We start from the raw sequence: 16,671 nt of genomic DNA, 5'->3' as shown, positions 1-16,671 counted from the left end.
AGCACGGCAGCCGTCCACGATGTGGACGGCTGCGGCGGGGAGTTGACGGTCTACAGATGACGGCGGCGAGCGGCCGCATGCCGGTCGTACACCTCGCGCGCCTTCACCGCCGGCGAGCGGGTCGCCGTCTCGGCCACGGGTACGTCCCACCAGGCCTGCGCCGGCGGCGCGCCCGTGACCGTGTCCGCCGTCTCGGTCTCCACGTGGACACAGACGGGAGTGTCGGCGGCCCGCGCCTCGGCGAGGGCGGCCCGCAGATCGCGTACGGTCTTCGCGCGCAGCACCCGCATCCCGAGGCTGGCCGCGTTGGCGGCGAGGTCCACGGGCAGCGGGCGGCCCGTGAACATGCCGTCCTCCGACCGGTGGCGGTACGCGGTGGCGAACCGCTCGGCGCCCACGGTCTCGGAGAGGCCGCCGATGGACGCGTACCCGTGGTTCTGCAGGATCACGACCTTGATGGCGATGCCTTCCTGCACCGCGGTGACGATCTCTGTCGGCATCATCAGATACGTGCCGTCGCCGACCAGCGCCCACACGGGCCGGCCGGGCGCCGCCATCCGCACACCGATCGCGGCCGGGATCTCGTAACCCATGCAGGAGTAGCCGTACTCGACGTGGTACTGGTCCCGGGACCGGGTCCGCCACAGTTTGTGCAGGTCACCGGGGAGGGAGCCGGCCGCGTTGATCAGGATGTCGTCCCCGGTGACCAACTCGTCGAGCAGGCCGAGGACCTGTGGCTGGGTGGGCCGGGTGTCCGGTTCGTCCGCCTCGTAGGCCGCGTCGACCCGGTGCTCCCAGCGCTCCTTGTCGTCCGTGTAGTCAGTCACGTACGCGGGCTCGGCGCGGTGGCCGTGCAGGGCGAGCGCCTCGGTGAGCGCCTCCAGGCCCGTACGGGCGTCCGCGATCAGCGGCTGACCGGCCAGCTTGTGGCCGTCGAAGGGCGCGATGTTGAGGTTCAGGAAACGGACGCCCGGGTCGGCGAAGAGGGTGCCGGAGGCGGTCGTGAAGTCCGTGTAGCGGGTGCCGACGCCGATCACCAGGTCGGCGGTGCGGGCCAGTTCGCAGGCGGTCGCGGTGCCGGTGTGCCCGATCCCGCCGACGTCCGCCGGGTGATCCCAGGTCAGCGAGCCCTTGCCCGCCTGGGTCGAGGCGACCGGGATACCCGTGACGTCGGCGAACTCCATCAGCGCGTCCTCGGCCTCACTGTGGTGCACCCCGCCGCCAGCGATAACCAAGGGGCGCCTGGCATCCCGTACGGCCCTGACGGCGGCGGCCAGTTCCTCCGGGTCCGCGCCCGGACGACGGACCGCCCAGACGCGCTCGGCGAAGAACTCCTCGGGCCAGTCGTACGCCTCGGCCTGCACGTCCTGCGGCAGCGCGAGCGTGACGGCGCCCGTCTCGACCGGGTCGGTGAGCACGCGCATCGCATGCAGGGCGGCCGGGATGAGAGCTTCGGGGCGCATGACACGGTCGAAGTACTTCGACACCGGGCGCAGACAGTCGTTCACCGACACATCGCCCGCGTACGGGACTTCGAGCTGCTGGAGGACCGGGTCGGCGGGGCGGGTCGCGAAGATGTCGCCGGGCAGCAGCAGTACGGGGAGATGGTTGATCGTGGCGAGGGCGGCGCCCGTGACGAGGTTGGTGGCGCCCGGGCCGATGGACGTCGTGACGGCGTGGGTGGACAGGCGGTGCGACTGACGCGCGTAGCCGACCGCCGCGTGCACCATGGCCTGTTCGTTACGTCCCTGGTGGTACGGCATTGCGTCGCCGTACTCGAGAAGCGCCTGCCCCAGCCCGGCGACGTTGCCGTGCCCGAAGATGCCCCAGGTGGCGCCGATCAGCCGGCGCCGCACCCCGTCCCGCTCCGTGTACTGGGCGGCGAGGAACCGCACCAGCGCCTGCGCGACCGTCAGCCTTGTCGTCGCCGTTGACGTCTTCGGCTCTGTCATCGGAAGCCCTCTGTGCTTTCTACGTGTTCCGGGTGGAAGCAGCTCCGCCCCTGCCTGTCACCTGTCCTCACCCGGGCCGGCCGTCACATTTCAGTAGTACCTCGCGTGACCGGGCTGGGCGATGAACGGGCCGAGCCATCCGTCGCGTACGAGGACGGCATCGCCGGTGCGGACCTCGGCGAGGACATCGGAACCGCCCTCACGCGAGGGAAATACGCGCCCGCGGCCGAATCCGTTCGCTCGCGGGGCGGACGAGAACCTCCGGCGCGGGGCCGTAGCGGGCGGGGAGTCGGCGCTCGCACTTCGCTCCTGCCAGGGCGAAGCGGCCTCCCACGCCGGAGGCGATCTGTACCCGGGCGCGGGGAGGGGCGTGCGCGAAGTCGGCGACTTCGCTGAACGCGGCCTCCCTGGCCGGGAGTTCGAGGGGTGTGGCCTCTGCTGGGGCGGTGCGGGTGCCGTTGTTCATGGCGGAGGAGCACTCCAGGGAGGCGGCTCCGTCGGCCACGGAGTGCTCGCCGATGGGGGGCTGGGGCTCCACGTCGATCCGGCCCATGGGGATCAGTTCGTACGGACCGGATTCCCGCGCACCGGATTCCAGCGCACCCGATTCCGGCGCACCGGACACCGCGGACTCGTCCATCGGGTTCCCTTCGCTTCGGCTGCCCCCAGGTCTAGCGGCGCGCCGTGATGCCTGTCAATTGGTTGTCCGGACATTCGGACTAGGTCCCGGAGGTCGCATCACGTCACGTGTGTCACAAATGCCGCCGTTGTGTCACACATGTCCCTGCGGTGCAGGTCTTGGGTCACGGCCGGGCGACAGGCACTGGCCTGTGGTCACACCGTGTCGTTGGACGGTCACAGCCATGTGATCGCCAGCACGTGCCTTCGTGGCGCGTGCGGGGAGGTGCTACCGATGACCGACCGCAGACTCTGGTCGTACAAGGACATTGCGGCGCATATTCAGGTGCAGCCGGATACCGTGCGGTCTTACCGCAAGCACGGGATGCTTCCGCCGCCGGATCATGTGGAGTCCGGCAAGCCGTATTGGTATGCGGACACCATTCGGGCGTGGGTGGCTTCGCGGCCGAGCAACAGGGGGCGGCGGGGCGACTGAGCCGCCGGGTTTCCTTTCCCCCAGCCCCGCCCCTTCCCGAAACTGGGGCTCCGCCCCAGGCCCCCCGCCAGGGGGTGGTGGGCGACACTGCGTGTCGCGGCTGCGGGTGCGTTGGGGCTGGTCGCGCAGTTCCCCGCGCCCCTATCGGGGCGCCCCCGAACCGTCAGCCACAAAGCTCAGCAGTCGCCATGCTCACCAGCCACGACGAAACCCGCGGCTTCCCGCCGGTGGGAGGGGACGTGGGCCGGTGCGTCCTATGCCCGTCGCTTAGCTTCGGTCTGGGCACAGCTACGCCCTGTGTCAGCACGGGGCCGTATGCCCTGTTGGCGACGGGCTGACGCACCGGACCGCGGCCCCGCACCCACCACGCACCCAAGGGGCGCGGGGAACTGCGCGACCAGCCACGACGGCGCCGCAGCCGCCCCACCGCCGGAGGCACCCCGCGGGGAACTGCGCGACCAGCCACAACGGCGCCGCAGCCGACAACGCACCCACCCGCCCAACCGCCGGAGGCACCCCGCGGGGAACTGCGCGAGCAACCACCCACGCACCCGCACTTTGGAGTGATACCCCCTAGGGGTACAGTAGGAGCGAGCAGCACCACCTGACCAAGGAGCAACGACATGACCGCCCACACCGTCACCGTCACCTACCAGGTGACCGGAATGAGCTGCGCCCACTGCGAAGGCTCCGTCGCAGGCGAGCTCTCCGCGCTCCCAGGCGTCCGCGAGGTGAAAGCCGTGGCCTCGACCGGCGAGGTCACCGTCGTGTCCGACAACCCGCTCGACGCGGACGCGGTTCGCGCCGCCATCGACGAGGCCGGGTTCGAGCTCGTCGGCACGGCCTGAGGGTCAACCTTGACCAGCACAGCGGCATCCGCCACAGACAAGAGCGTCGAGCTCACCATCGGCGGCATGACCTGCGCCTCCTGCGCCGCCCGCGTCGAGAAGAAGCTCAACCGCATCGACGGCGTCACTGCCACGGTGAACTTCGCGACGGAGCGCGCGAAGGTCTCGTACGGCGACGGCATACGCGTAGCCGATCTGATCGCCACCGTGGAGAAGACCGGCTACACGGCGGAGGAGCCGGCACCCCCCGAGCCCGAGCCGGAGGCACCCCGCGAAGACCTCGAACTCGCCTCCCTCCGCGAGCGCCTGACCGTCTCCGCCGCGCTCGCCATCCCCGTCGTACTCCTCTCCATGATCCCGTCCCTCCAGTTCGACAACTGGCAGTGGCTGTCGCTCACGCTCGCCGCGCCCGTCGTCGTCTGGGGCGGACTCCCGTTCCACCGGGCGACGTTCACGAACGCCCGGCACGGCGCGGCCACCATGGACACGCTCGTCTCCGTCGGCACGCTGGCCGCCTTCGGCTGGTCGGTGTGGGCGCTGTTCTGGGGCCACGCGGGAATGCCGGGCATGCGGCACGGTTTCGACCTCACCGTCGAACGCGCGGACGCCTCGTCGGCGATCTACCTCGAAGTGGCCGCCGGAGTCGTCACGTTCATCCTCCTCGGGCGGTATCTGGAGGCCCGCGCCAAGCGGCGCTCGGGCGCAGCCCTGAGGGCCCTCATGGAGCTGGGCGCCAAGGATGTCTCCGTACTGCGCGATGGCCGCGAGGTGCGCGTTCCCGTCGCCGAGCTCAGGGTCGGTGACCAGTTCGTCGTACGGCCCGGTGAGAAGGTCGCCACCGACGGCACCGTCGTCGAGGGCGCCTCGGCGGTCGACGCCTCGATGCTGACCGGCGAGTCGGTGCCGGTGGATGTGACCGTCGGCGACGCCGTGACGGGCGCGACCGTGAACGCCGGCGGCAGGCTCGTCGTCGAGGCGACCCGCATCGGCGCGGACACGCAACTGGCGCGGATGGCGAAGCTCGTCGAGGACGCGCAGAACGGGAAGGCCGAGGCGCAGCGCCTCGCCGACCGGATCTCCGCCGTGTTCGTCCCGGCCGTGCTGCTGATCGCCGTCGCCACCTTCGGCGTCTGGCTCGGCATGACGGACGAGCTGACCGCCGCCTTCACGGCCGCCGTCGCAGTGCTGATCATCGCCTGCCCGTGCGCCCTCGGCCTCGCGACCCCGACCGCCCTGATGGTCGGCACCGGGCGCGGCGCCCAGCTCGGCATCCTGATCAAGGGCCCCGAGGTCCTGGAGTCCACGCGCCGCGTCGACACGGTCGTCCTGGACAAGACCGGCACGGTCACCACCGGCCGGATGACCCTCCAGGACGTGTACGCCGCTGCCGACACCGACGAGAAGCAGGTACTACGGCTCGCAGGCGCCCTGGAGCACGCCTCCGAGCACCCGATCGCCCGGGCCGTCGCGGCGGGCGCGGAGATGGGGGTCCCCCCGCTCGAGCGAAGCCGAGAGTGGGGGAAGACAGGGCCCCTCCCGGCCGTCACAGGCTTCGAGAACGTCACGGGCCTCGGCGTACGCGGAACCGTCGACGGACACGAGGTGCTGGTCGGACGGGCGCGGCTGCTCGACGAGGCCGGTATCGCGCTGCCCGACGAGCTGGCCGCGCTGAAGACGCGGGCCGAGGCAGAGGGGCGTACCGCCGTGGCCGTCGCCTGGGACGGGGTGGCACGCGGTGTCGTGACCGTCGCCGACGCGATCAAGGAGAGCAGCGCCGAGGCGGTCCGCGAGCTGCGCGCCCTGGGGCTGACGCCCGTGCTCCTGACCGGGGACAACCGGACCGTCGCCGAGGCCGTGGCGCGCCGGGTCGGCATCGATGAGGCGTACGTGTTCGCCGAGGTGCTGCCGCAGGACAAGGTCGACGTGATCCGGCGGCTCCAGGCGGAGGGCCGGGCGGTCGCGATGGTCGGCGACGGCGTCAACGACGCGGCCGCGCTCGCTGTCGCCGATCTGGGCCTTGCCATGGGCACCGGAACTGACGCGGCGATCGAGGCGGGCGATCTGACGCTCGTACGCGGGGATCTGCGGGTGGCCGCGGATGCGATCCGGCTGTCGCGGAAAACCCTCGCGACGATCAAGGGAAACCTCGTCTGGGCCTTCGGCTACAACGTGGCCGCGTTGCCGCTGGCCGCGGCGGGGCTGCTGAATCCGATGATCGCGGGCGCCGCGATGGCGTTCTCCTCCGTGTTCGTGGTGACGAACAGTCTCCGACTCCGGGCATTTCGGTGATGTCGAAGTAAGAACCCCTCTGGAGTCCGACGCGAGCCTCACATAAGCTCTTCACAAGGCTCGCGCATCTTCCTTACGCTTGGGCTCCGATCGCGATATCGGGTCTCTTGTGCATTTTCAGGACATATGCAAGAGACGCAGATCACAGTGAAGAGAAGGTAACCCTCGAAGGAGTTCGTGAGTCTAAGTTGGCGATGTCAGAAGCGTCTTGGGGGGCGTGACTGGCATCTGGGGATGTCTTGGGGGACGTTCCCGGACTGCGTTGCCGGGACACGTACACGGGGAGCTTGAGCGGCCCTCCCGTACGGGTCCCGGCAGACCGCACTCGCCGCAGTAACACGAAGTTCAGCAGCACGAAAGTTCAGCAGTACACAGAGCAGTACGCAGTACACGACGGTTCTGCTCATTTAGATCACAGCGATTCAGGCGCTGTCCTCAGGCGCCCGGCCGGATCCCGTGGGGGGAATCCGAACCGGGACAAGGAAGGCGCCCCGACTCCGGCCCGTGGGGGGACCGTAGCGGGGCGCCTTCCGTTTACGTATGTACCGCCTGCCGGCGGCGGCCGGTCAGCGGGACTCGACCGGGACGAAGTCCCGCAGAACCTCGCCCGTGTAGATCTGGCGCGGGCGGCCGATGCGCGAACCCGGCTCCTTGATCATCTCGTGCCACTGGGCGATCCAGCCGGGAAGGCGGCCGAGCGCGAACAGGACCGTGAACATCTCGGTCGGGAAGCCCATCGCGCGGTAGATCAGGCCCGTGTAGAAGTCCACGTTCGGGTAGAGGTTGCGCGAGACGAAGTAGTCGTCGGAGAGCGCGTGCTCCTCCAGCTTGAGCGCGATGTCCAGCAGCTCGTCGGATTTACCGAGGGCCGAGAGGACATCGTGCGCGGCGGCCTTGATGATCTTGGCGCGCGGGTCGAAGGACTTGTACACCCGGTGGCCGAAGCCCATCAGGCGGACGCCCTCCTCCTTGTTCTTCACCTTGCGGATGAAGGAGTCGACGTCGCCGCCGGAGGCCTGGATGCGCTCCAGCATCTCCAGCACGGACTGGTTGGCGCCGCCGTGCAGCGGACCCCAGAGCGCGGAGATACCGGCGGAGATCGAGGCGAACATGTTCGCCTGCGAGGAGCCGACCAGGCGGACCGTGGACGTCGAACAGTTCTGCTCGTGGTCCGCGTGCAGGATCAGCAGCTTGTCGAGCGCGGAGACCACGACCGGGTCCAGGTCGTACTCCTGCGCCGGCACCGAGAACGTCATACGCAGGAAGTTCTCGACGTAACCGAGATCGTTGCGCGGGTAGACGAAGGGGTGCCCGATCGACTTCTTGTACGCGTACGCCGCGATCGTCGGAAGCTTGGCGAGCAGACGGATCGTGGAGAGGTTGCGCTGCGTCTCGTCGAACGGATTGTGGCTGTCCTGGTAGAAGGTGGACAGCGCGGAGACCACCGAGGACAGCATCGCCATCGGGTGGGCGTCGCGCGGGAAGCCACGGTAGAAGTTCTTGACGTCCTCATGCAGCAGCGTGTGCTGCGTGATGTCGCCCTTGAAGGTGGCGAGCTCGTCGACCGTGGGCAGTTCGCCGTTGATCAGCAGGTAGGCCACCTCGAGGAAGGTGGAGCGCTCTGCCAGCTGTTCGATCGGGTAACCGCGGTACCGGAGGATGCCCTGCTCACCGTCGAGATAGGTGATGGCGGATTTATAGGCGGCGGTGTTGCCGTAACCACTGTCCAGCGTGACCAGACCGGTCTGGGCGCGGAGCTTCCCGATGTCGAAGCCCTTGTCACCGACGGTGCTGTCTATCACCGGGTAGGTGTACTCGCCGTCGCCGTACCGCAGTACTACAGAGTTGTCGCTCACGTCATCCCTCACCGACGTTGTGCCTCTTCTTCGAGGTGCCCTGACTGTCTCTACCATCCCCCATTTGGCGCAGGACGGTGCACTCGGGGTCGGCCATGGGGCCTAATGGCGGCACTCAGTGCCGCCACCCCGCTCATCCTGCCCCCCTTCGCCCTGCTTCCGGAAGTGCTCTGTGACCCTTGCGACTCATTTGATCGATCAAATCTGGCTCACGGGTCGAGAGGCCGGGGTGAGAGCCGGAAATCCAGGGCCGTACAGCGTCGTCCCGCGGACACCGTGCGCACCGCCTGGCCTATCGCCTTGCGTGAACCGACCAGCACCACAAGCTTCTTGGCGCGGGTGACCGCCGTGTAGAGCAGGTTGCGCTGGAGCATCATCCAGGCGCTGGTGGTCACCGGGATCACCACCGCCGGGTACTCGCTGCCCTGGGAACGGTGGATCGTCACCGCGTACGCGTGCGCCAGCTCGTCGAGCTCGTCGAATTCGTACGGCACCTCCTCGTCCTCGTCGGTCAGCACCGTCAGCCGCTGGTCGTCCAGGTTGAGGGAGGTGACCACGCCGACCGTGCCGTTGAAGACACCGTTCGTGCCCTTCTCATAATTGTTGCGAATCTGCGTGACCTTGTCGCCGACGCGGAAGACCCGGCCTCCGAAGCGCTTCTCGGCGAGGTCGGGCCGGGCGGGTGTGATCGCCTGCTGAAGCAGCCCGTTGAGGGTGCCGGCGCCTGCCGGGCCGCGGTGCATGGGGGCCAGGACCTGCACGTCTCGGCGCGGATCGAGGCCGAACTTCGCGGGGATGCGGCGGGCCGCCACGTCCACCGTGAGCCGGCCCGCCTCCTCCGTGTCGTCCTCGACGAAGAGGAAGAAGTCCTTCAGGTCCTGGGTGATGGGCTGCTTGCCCGCGTTGATCCGGTGGGCGTTCGTCACCACGCCCGACTGCTGGGCCTGGCGGAACACCCGGGTGAGGCGGACGGCCGGAACCGGGCCGCCCTCGGCGAGCAGATCGCGCAGGACCTCCCCGGCGCCGACGCTCGGCAGCTGGTCGACGTCTCCCACGAAGAGCAGATGCGCCCCCGGAGGCACCGCCTTGGCCAGCTTGTTGGCAAGGAGCAGGTCGAGCATCGAGGCCTCGTCCACGACCACCAGGTCGGCGTCCAGCGGACGGTCCTTGTCGTACGCCGCGTCCCCGCCGGGCTTCAGCTCCAGGAGGCGGTGCACGGTCGAGGCCTCCGCGCCCGTCAGCTCGGACAGCCGCTTGGCGGCCCGGCCCGTGGGCGCGGCCAGCACCACCTTGGCCTTCTTGGCGCGGGCCAGCTCCACGATCGAGCGGACCGTGAAGGACTTGCCGCAGCCAGGGCCTCCGGTGAGCACGGCGACCTTCTCGGTGAGCGCGAGACGGACGGCCTCCTCCTGCTCGGGGGCCAGCTCCGCCCCCGTACGGTCCTTCAGCCAGGCCAAAGCCTTGTCCCAGGCCACGTTCCGGAAAGCCGGCATCCGGTCCTCGTCGGTACGCAGGAGGCGCAACAACTGGGCGGACAGGGAAAGTTCGGCCCGGTGGAAGGGAACCAGGTAGACGGCCGTCACGGGGTCGCCGCCGTCGTGGCCGGGGACCTTTTCCCGTACGACTCCGGGGTCGCCGTCGTCCTCCTGGGGCGCCGCCAGCTCCCCGAGGCACTCGATGACCAGGCCCGTGTCCACCTGGAGCAGCTTCACCGCGTCCGCGATCAGCCGCTCCTCCGGCAGGAAGCAGTGGCCCTGGTCGGTGGACTGCGAAAGGGCGTACTGGAGACCGGCCTTGACGCGCTCCGGGCTGTCGTGCGGGATGCCCACGGACTGGGCGATCTTGTCGGCGGTGAGGAAGCCGATGCCCCAGACGTCGGACGCGAGCCGGTACGGCTGGTTCTTGACCACCGAGATCGAGGCGTCGCCGTACTTCTTGTAGATACGGACCGCGATCGACGTCGACACCTCGACGGTCTGGAGGAAGAGCATGACCTCCTTGATCGCCTTCTGCTCCTCCCAGGCGTCGGCGATCTTCTTGGTCCGCTTCGGCCCGAGCCCCGGCACCTCGATGAGCCGCTTCGGCTCCTCCTCGATGATCTGGAGGGTGTCCAGCCCGAAGTGCTGCGTGATGCGGTCCGCGAACACCGGCCCGATGCCCTTGACCAGGCCGGATCCCAGATAGCGGCGGATGCCCTGGACGGTGGCGGGCAGCACCGTCGTGTAGTTCTCCACCGTGAACTGCTTGCCGTACTGAGGATGCGACCCCCAACGCCCCTCCATCCGCAGGGACTCCCCCACCTGGGCACCGAGCAGCGCGCCGACGACCGTCAGCAGATCTCCGCCGCCCCGGCCGGTGTCCACCCGGGCGACCGTGTAGCCGTTCTCCTCGTTGGCGTACGTGATCCGCTCCAGCACGCCTTCGAGCACGGCCAGTCGCCGCTCACCGCTCCCCTGCTGGGCCGCCGTCTGATTAGGCATGATCCGACGCTACCGCCCGCCTCTGACAGCGGACGAAGCCTGTGGACAACTTCATCGGGATCCGACCTTGAGGGCTTGCCGACTTCAGTGGCACCGATTCCAGCCCCTCCTGTACAAGGAGAGGGTGATAAACGACTACGACCTGCTGGTCATCGGCTCGGCCAACGCCGACCTGGTGATCGGCGTCGAGCGCCGCCCCGGCGCCGGGGAGACCGTGCTCGGCTCGGACCTCGCCGTCCACCCCGGCGGCAAGGGCGCCAACCAGGCGGTCGCCGCCGCCCGCCTCGGGGCCCGTACGGCGCTGCTGGCCCGCGTCGGCGACGACGGCCACGGGCGGCTGCTGCTCGACTCGATGCGGGACGCCGGTGTCGACACGGCCGGCGTCCTCGTCGGCGGGGCGCCCACCGGCGTCGCGCTGATCACGGTGGACCCGTCCGGCGACAACAGCATCGTCGTGTCGCCCGGCGCGAACGGCCGCCTGACCCCGGACGACGTACGCGCGGCCTCGACCCTCCTAGCCGCCTCCCGGGTGGTCTCGGCCCAGCTGGAGATCCCACTGGAGACGGTCGAAGAGGTCGTACGAGGCTTGCGGCCGGACACCCGTTTCGTACTGAACCCATCCCCGCCCCGCGAGTTGCCCGATGCCGTGCTCGCCGCCTGCGACCCGCTGATCGTGAACGAACACGAGGCGCGCGTGGTGCTGGGTGCCGAAGCGGGCGCCACACCCTCTGAGTGGGCCGAGGCCCTCCTCGCGCGGGGCCCACGCTCGGTGGTCGTCACGCTGGGCGAGGAGGGCGCACTGGTCGCCGACGCGTCCGGGGTGGCCCGCGTCCCGTCCGTGAAGGTCGACGCCGTGGACACGACGGGTGCGGGCGACGCCTTCACGGCGGCGCTGGCGTGGCGGCTCGGGCTCGGGGAGTCCCTCGCGGAGGCGGCGGCGTACGCGGCGCGCGTGGGCGCCGTGGCGGTTACCAGAGAGGGCGCCCAGGCCTCCTTCCCCACCGCGTCGGAAGTCGCCGCCCTGTGAAGAAGGCCGGAAAGGCTTCGAGGGGCCCGGTCCGTCGACCAGGCCCCTCGTTCTACCCCTCCCCCAACATCAGAACCCCCGCGGATCCCCCCAGATCCCCCCTCCAGAAGCCCTGATGCCAAGTACGACCCGCGGGGTGGGCGGAGGGTTGCACGGGCCTTCGAAGATTTTTTGCGGGACCTCTGTGGGTCCTCAGCGGTCCTCTGCCCGTACGCGGTCGGCGATGCCCAGGGTCAGCTTCTCCGAGCGTTCCTGGAGGTCCCATTTCCCGTCCTGGTAGGCGTGGTTGCTCACCCAGAACACCAGGACGCCGTCGCGCGGCCAGTGCGCGAGATAGCCCAGGGACCAGTCGTTGCCGCCGTTGTGCCAGGCGAGCGGGCCTTCGGGAGTGCGGGTGGCGACCCAGCCGTATCCGTAGTACGACGGGCCGGGCCCGATCAGCTCGTCGGAGTCGGGGATCCGCGCGTGGGGAGCGAACAGCCTCTTCCTGGCCTGCGCCGGAAGGATCTCGTCGCCCAAGAGGGCGCGGTGCCAGCGGAACATGTCACCCGCGGTGGAGAGCATGCCGCCGTTGCCGCGCAGGTGCCAGTACGGCCCGTCGGCCGCCCAGGGATGGTCGATGGGCCTGCCCTGGCTCCGGCCCTCGCTGTCGTACTCCACCGCGATCAGATGCCGCGGCCACTTGGGCAGCACGTATCCGGTCCGGTGCATTCCGGCCGGTGCGAACAGGTGCCGGGCCAGGAACGGCTCGTAACCCTGCCCGGACGCCTTCTCGATGATCGCGGCGAGCAGGCTGTATCCGGTGTTGGAGTAGTGGAACTCCGCACCCGGGACGGACCGCAGTTTCGACGCCAGGGCCTGCCGCACCAGCTCGTCGCGCGAGACGGGTTCGTAGTCGTCGCCGAGCCCTTCGACCAGGCCCGATGTGTGCGTGAGCAGGTGCTCGATCGTGATGCCGCGCTTGTCCCCGGGAACCGGCTGCCCCAGGTACCGACTGATCGGGTCGCTCACCCGCAGCCGCCCCATCACCTCCAGCTTCAGGATCGCGGCCGCGGTGAACTGCTTGGTGATCGACATGACGTCGTACACGGTGCGGCAGCTGGCGGGGGTGCCGGAGGCGCGGTCCGCCGTCCCGAACCCTCCGCAGTACGCGAGTTCGTCGCCACGTGCGGCGATCACGGTGCCGCCGGACCCTGCGGGCAGGGTCCGGCGGAGGAAGTCGGCAACCGACTCCCCGTCACGCGCCTTCGGGGACGCGGCGCCGACCGGTGCCGCGCGCCCGGCGGCCGCCCCTCCCGGCGTACGCCCGACGGCCGGCTCTTCGGCGCTTTCGGCGCATCCGCCCAGCATCACCAGAACCGCGAGGACCGTGGTGGCGCCGACGCCCGTACGGCGACAGTGAGGCAGACGCGGACGCAGACCCTTGCCCATATGACCTCCAACATCGGGAATCTGCGCCGAGGTTGACCGCCGCTGTCGCCGTTCCTCAAGCTGTCAGGGTGTTCGAGCTTGTGCGAGCTCGTGTACGTCCAGCTCAACAGGGGGGACCACCATGACCACAGCACCGCCCACACCACCGGACACCGACCCGGCCGCCTTCATGGCAGCGCTACGGCGCCTCAAGGCATGGTCGGGCCTGAGCTACCGCCAACTCGAACGCCGCGCAACGGAGGCAGGCCACACGCTGCCCTACTCCACGGCGGCGACCATGCTCGGCAGGGAACGGCTGCCCCGCGAGGAACTGGTCGTCGCGTTCGTCACGGCCTGCGGAGTACGGGGGGACGAGGCGGAGGCGTGGGCGGACGCGCGCACCACGATCGCCTGCGGGCGCGTGGAAGCCCCGGCAGACGCACGCACCACCATCGCCTGCGGGCACGTGGAAGCCCCTGCGGCGCGCATCGGCGAGACCCAACGCTCGTGGCGGCCACGCTGGACGTTCGTCGCTGCGGCGGCGCTCGCCGCGACACTCCTCAGCGGGGCGGCGTCGTCCGGTGCCTTCACGGACGACGAGGAGGTACGGGAGACGCAGATGCCCCAGACGTCGCTCGGTCTGTAGTCACGTGGCCGATGGCCGTGGCTGTTCCGGCGGGACCGATCCCTCGGCGGCGGCCATCCACTGGTCCAGGTCGGCCTGCGTGAACTCCGGCCACGCCGGAAGCTCGGGAAGCCGGCGGAGAAGGTCGTACGCCTCCGCGATCCGCGGCCCGCGAAGCACCGGTGAATGACAGCCGGCGATGACCTCGGCGTCCAGCCGCTGGAAGTCGTCCACCACCGCCCCGAACTTCCGGCCGTCGAGCAGCGCGACCCAGGGCGAGACCAGGCGTCCGCCGAAGAACTGGCCGTCGCGAAATTCATCGGCGGACAGGTCGGCGATTTCGGGGACGGGAGTGGGCACGTTCGTCGCGAAGGTGTCCACCGCCCACAGGACATCGGTCTTCGGGTCGAAGAGGGCGCGGGTCGTGGGGTTGTCGTACAACGGCGGCCGCTTGGCCAGCAGCGTTCGGTCACCCACATCCACCGTATCGCCGTCGATCATGAAGCGGCACCGGTTGACGGGCGTCTCCCACTCCTCGGCCATGCGCCCGATCGAGAACCACGTCGTCAGCAGTGTCGCGTTAGGGCATTCGGCGAGGACCGCCAAGAGGTTGCCGGCATGGTCACGGTCGTCGTGGGTGAGGAAGATCCACCGAACGTCCAGCGGATCCACCACGGACCACGCGGCCTCCAGCCACTGCGCCCGCACCGCCGGTGCCCCGGTGTCCACAAGCACCGGTTCCGCTCCCCGGATCACCATCGAATTCATCGGGAAGTGGCCGACCGGCGGGGCTTCCAGGGCCCACGGGATGACGAACGTCTCCTCGGCGATCCGGTACGGCTGCAGAAGATTGAAAGTTTCCATGGTCGTCATCGCTGCTCTCCCTAGAACGGGGTCCGGCCGCAGCGCCCGTGATTCCAGTCCAGCCCCAGGGCGGACTCCCGTCAAACGCAGACAAACGCCCACCGCAAGGGGCAGCCAGCGGCAGGGGACGCCACGTGGGGCGCCCCTTCCCTCGCAGGGCGCCCCACGCGCGTCAGTCCACGCACACCCTTTACGCGGCGTGCTCCACGAACCGTGCCGCCGTCTCCGCCAGCACCTCGCGGCCGTCCCGAGCCCACAACTCGTCGTTGAAGAGCTCGACCTCGATGGGGCCGGTGTAACCCGCCGCCTCGACGTAGCCCTTCCACTCCCGCATGTCGATCGAGCCGTCGCCGATCTGACCGCGACCGGTGAGGACGCCCTCGGGCAACGGGGTTGTCCAGTCGGCCAGTTGGAAGGTGTGGATACGGCCGCTAGCGCCCGCGCGGGCGATCTGGGCGGGCGCCTGATCGTCCCACCAGATGTGGTACGTGTCGACCGTCACGCCCACCTGCTCCGCAGGGAAGCGTTCCGCGATGTCCAGCGCCTGGGTGAGGGTCGACACCACACAGCGGTCCGAGGCGAACATCGGGTGCAACGGCTCGATGGCCAGCCGTACGCCCCGCTCCTGTGCGTACGGGCCGAGTTCAGCCAGCGCGTCGGCGATGCGTTCCCGCGCGCCGTGCAGGTCCTTGGAGCCCACCGGGAGACCGCCGGACACCAGGACCAACGTGTCCGTCCCCAGGGTGGCCGCCTCGTCGACAGCCGCCCTGTTGTCGTCCAGCGCCTTCGCCCGCTCGTCCGGGTCGATGGAGGTGAAGAAGCCGCCCCGGCACAGGGTGGTGACGGCCAGACCCGCGTCACGGACCAGCTTCGCCGTCGCCTCCAGGCCGTACGACTGGACCGGCTCGCGCCACAGGCCGACCCCCGGTACACCCAACTCCAGGCAGGCGTCGACCAGTTCGGGCAGCGACAGTTGCTTGACCGTCATCTGGTTGATGGAAAAACGCGAGAGGCTCACTGTTCCACTCCGTACAGCGACAGCAGGTTCTTCATCCGCGCCGCCGCCAGCGCCGGGTCCGGGAACAGGCCAAGACCGTCGGCCAGTTCGTACGCGCGGGCGAAGTGCGGGAGTGAGCGGGCCGACTGCAGTCCGCCGACCATCGTGAAGTGGGACTGGTGGCCGGCGAGCCAGGCCAGGAAGACCACGCCCGTCTTGTAGAAGCGGGTCGGGGTATGGAAGAGGTGGCGGGACAACTCGACCGTGGGATCGAGGAGTTCGCGGAAGCCCTTCACGTCACCCGTGTCGAGGACCCGTACCGCTTCCGCCGCCAGCGGCCCCAGCGGGTCGAAGATGCCGAGCAGCGCGTGGCTGAAGCCGTGGTCGTCGCCCGCGATCAGCTCGGGGTAGTTGAAGTCGTCGCCGGTGTAGCAGCGGACTCCCTTCGGGAGGCGGCGGCGCAGGTCGATCTCGCGCTGGGCGTCCAGGAGGGAGACCTTGATGCCGTCGACCTTGTCGGGGTGCGCGGCGATGACCTCCAGGAAGGTGTCGGTGGCCGCGTCCAGGTCGGACGAGCCCCAGTAACCCTCCAGCGCCGGGTCGAACATCGGGCCCAGCCAGTGCAGGATCACCGGCTCGGACGCCTGGCGCAGCAGATGGCCGTAGACCTCCAGGTAGTCCTCGGGGCCGGAAGCCGCAGCCGCGAGCGCCCGCGACGCCATGAGGATCGCCTGCGCGCCCGTCCCCTCCACGAGCGCGAGCTGCTCCTCGTACGCCTCCCGGACCTCCCCCAGGGAGCCGGAGACCAGCTGGTCCGTGCCCACCCCGCACGCGATCAGCCCGCCGACGGCCTTAGCCTCGGCGGCCGAACGGCGGATCAGCTCCGCCGCCCCGCCCCAGTCGAGCCCCATCCCCCGCTGAGCCGTGTCCATCGCTTCCGCGACCCCGAGCCCGTGCGACCACAGATGCCGGCGGAAGGCGAGGGTGGCGTCCCAGTCGACGGCGGCGGGCGCGTCGGGGGAGACATCCGCGTACGGATCCGCGACCACATGCGCCGCCGAGAAAACCGTACGAGAGGTGAAGGGCGCGCCCGTGGAGAGGGCGAGCGGTTCCGTACGCGGGGTGTAGGCACGCAACGAACCACCCGCACCCGGCAGTTGGATCGTCCCAGAAGCCCCAGCAGCCCCACTCATCCCAATCATCCCAGTG

12 protein-coding genes and 1 pseudogene are annotated in these 16,671 nt (G+C 69.7%); 5 read left to right on the top strand and 8 right to left on the bottom strand.

The window, feature by feature from the left end:
- Positions 1-50: 50 nt before the first annotated feature.
- Complete coding sequence (gene iolD, locus OHT21_RS30190; protein WP_328771432.1) at positions 51-1,952, bottom strand: 3D-(3,5/4)-trihydroxycyclohexane-1,2-dione acylhydrolase (decyclizing); 1,902 nt, start codon at positions 1,950-1,952, stop codon at positions 51-53.
- A pseudogene (locus OHT21_RS30185) lies at positions 1,949-2,409 on the bottom strand (5-deoxy-glucuronate isomerase); the annotation flags it as partial. The pseudogene OHT21_RS30185 and the gene iolD, both read right to left, overlap by 4 nt.
- Positions 2,410-2,865: 456 nt before the next feature.
- Here OHT21_RS30185 and OHT21_RS30180 point away from each other — a divergent pair.
- The 3 genes from OHT21_RS30180 (at position 2,866) to OHT21_RS30170 (ending at position 6,203) form a co-directional block, all read left to right on the top strand.
- The gene (locus OHT21_RS30180; RefSeq protein WP_328771431.1) at positions 2,866-3,066 is read left to right on the top strand and encodes a helix-turn-helix transcriptional regulator; all 201 of its coding nucleotides are present in this window, start codon (positions 2,866-2,868) and stop codon (positions 3,064-3,066) included.
- Positions 3,067-3,689: 623 nt separating this feature from the next.
- Positions 3,690-3,914: a heavy-metal-associated domain-containing protein gene (locus OHT21_RS30175; protein ID WP_328771430.1), complete on the top strand. Its 225-nt coding sequence runs from the start codon at positions 3,690-3,692 to the stop codon at positions 3,912-3,914.
- Between the two features lie 9 nt (positions 3,915-3,923).
- The gene (locus tag OHT21_RS30170) at positions 3,924-6,203 is read left to right on the top strand and encodes a heavy metal translocating P-type ATPase (RefSeq protein ID WP_443050448.1); all 2,280 of its coding nucleotides are present in this window, start codon (positions 3,924-3,926) and stop codon (positions 6,201-6,203) included.
- A gap of 566 nt (positions 6,204-6,769) precedes the next feature.
- On the opposite strand, the gene OHT21_RS30165 is transcribed toward OHT21_RS30170, so the two are convergent.
- Both OHT21_RS30165 and recD2 read right to left on the bottom strand, forming a co-directional pair.
- Positions 6,770-8,059: a citrate synthase gene (locus tag OHT21_RS30165; protein ID WP_328771429.1), complete on the bottom strand. Its 1,290-nt coding sequence runs from the start codon at positions 8,057-8,059 to the stop codon at positions 6,770-6,772.
- 209 nt (positions 8,060-8,268) lie between these two features.
- Positions 8,269-10,539 carry an SF1B family DNA helicase RecD2 gene (gene recD2, locus OHT21_RS30160; protein WP_328771428.1) on the bottom strand — a complete coding sequence of 757 codons (2,271 nt, stop codon included), beginning with the start codon at positions 10,537-10,539 and terminating at the stop codon, positions 8,269-8,271.
- A gap of 127 nt (positions 10,540-10,666) precedes the next feature.
- Here recD2 and OHT21_RS30155 point away from each other — a divergent pair, with 127 nt between their 5' ends.
- Positions 10,667-11,566 (top strand): ribokinase, encoded by a 900-nt coding sequence (locus OHT21_RS30155; protein ID WP_328774274.1) that lies wholly within the window; start codon positions 10,667-10,669, stop codon positions 11,564-11,566.
- 192 nt (positions 11,567-11,758) lie between these two features.
- On the opposite strand, the gene OHT21_RS30150 is transcribed toward OHT21_RS30155, so the two are convergent.
- On the bottom strand, positions 11,759-12,997 hold the full coding sequence (locus OHT21_RS30150; protein WP_328771427.1) for a serine hydrolase domain-containing protein: 1,239 nt from the start codon (positions 12,995-12,997) through the stop codon (positions 11,759-11,761).
- A 121-nt stretch (positions 12,998-13,118) separates the two neighbouring features.
- On the opposite strand from OHT21_RS30150, the gene OHT21_RS30145 reads away from it, so the two are divergent.
- Positions 13,119-13,622, top strand: coding sequence for a hypothetical protein (locus tag OHT21_RS30145; RefSeq protein WP_328771426.1), 504 nt, complete (start codon positions 13,119-13,121; stop codon positions 13,620-13,622).
- Here the strand turns inward: OHT21_RS30145 and OHT21_RS30140 are convergent, their stop codons facing one another.
- The 3 genes from OHT21_RS30140 to OHT21_RS30130 form a co-directional block, all read right to left on the bottom strand.
- Positions 13,623-14,474 carry an MBL fold metallo-hydrolase gene (locus OHT21_RS30140; protein ID WP_328771425.1) on the bottom strand — a complete coding sequence of 284 codons (852 nt, stop codon included), beginning with the start codon at positions 14,472-14,474 and terminating at the stop codon, positions 13,623-13,625.
- Positions 14,475-14,655: 181 nt separating this feature from the next.
- Entirely contained in the window at positions 14,656-15,453 is a 798-nt protein-coding gene (locus OHT21_RS30135; RefSeq protein ID WP_328771424.1) for a sugar phosphate isomerase/epimerase family protein, read from the bottom strand.
- A gap of 26 nt (positions 15,454-15,479) precedes the next feature.
- A complete protein-coding gene (locus OHT21_RS30130; RefSeq protein ID WP_328771423.1) occupies positions 15,480-16,655 on the bottom strand; it encodes a dihydrodipicolinate synthase family protein in 1,176 nt (391 codons plus the stop codon).
- Positions 16,656-16,671 lie beyond the last annotated feature (16 nt).

The sequence above is a fragment of the Streptomyces sp. NBC_00286 genome (assembly GCF_036173125.1).
GTDB lineage: Bacteria > Actinomycetota > Actinomycetes > Streptomycetales > Streptomycetaceae > Streptomyces.
The sequence above is the reverse complement of the archived record's forward strand: the minus strand, read 5'-3'. Positions and strand labels throughout refer to the sequence as shown.

Excerpts from the sequence above, each read along its gene's own strand:
- iolD (WP_328771432.1), bottom strand. The coding sequence starts at position 1,952 with ATGACAGAGCCGAAGACGTCAACGGCGACGACAAGGCTGACGGTCGCG.
- OHT21_RS30180 (WP_328771431.1), top strand. The coding sequence starts at position 2,866 with ATGACCGACCGCAGACTCTGGTCGTACAAGGACATTGCGGCGCATATT.
- OHT21_RS30130 (WP_328771423.1), bottom strand. The coding sequence starts at position 16,655 with ATGAGTGGGGCTGCTGGGGCTTCTGGGACGATCCAACTGCCGGGTGCG.
- OHT21_RS30145 (WP_328771426.1), top strand. The coding sequence starts at position 13,119 with ATGACCACAGCACCGCCCACACCACCGGACACCGACCCGGCCGCCTTC.
- OHT21_RS30140 (WP_328771425.1), bottom strand. The coding sequence starts at position 14,474 with ATGACGACCATGGAAACTTTCAATCTTCTGCAGCCGTACCGGATCGCC.
- OHT21_RS30150 (WP_328771427.1), bottom strand. The coding sequence starts at position 12,997 with ATGGGCAAGGGTCTGCGTCCGCGTCTGCCTCACTGTCGCCGTACGGGC.
- OHT21_RS30175 (WP_328771430.1), top strand. The coding sequence starts at position 3,690 with ATGACCGCCCACACCGTCACCGTCACCTACCAGGTGACCGGAATGAGC.
- recD2 (WP_328771428.1), bottom strand. The coding sequence starts at position 10,539 with ATGCCTAATCAGACGGCGGCCCAGCAGGGGAGCGGTGAGCGGCGACTG.
- OHT21_RS30135 (WP_328771424.1), bottom strand. The coding sequence starts at position 15,453 with ATGACGGTCAAGCAACTGTCGCTGCCCGAACTGGTCGACGCCTGCCTG.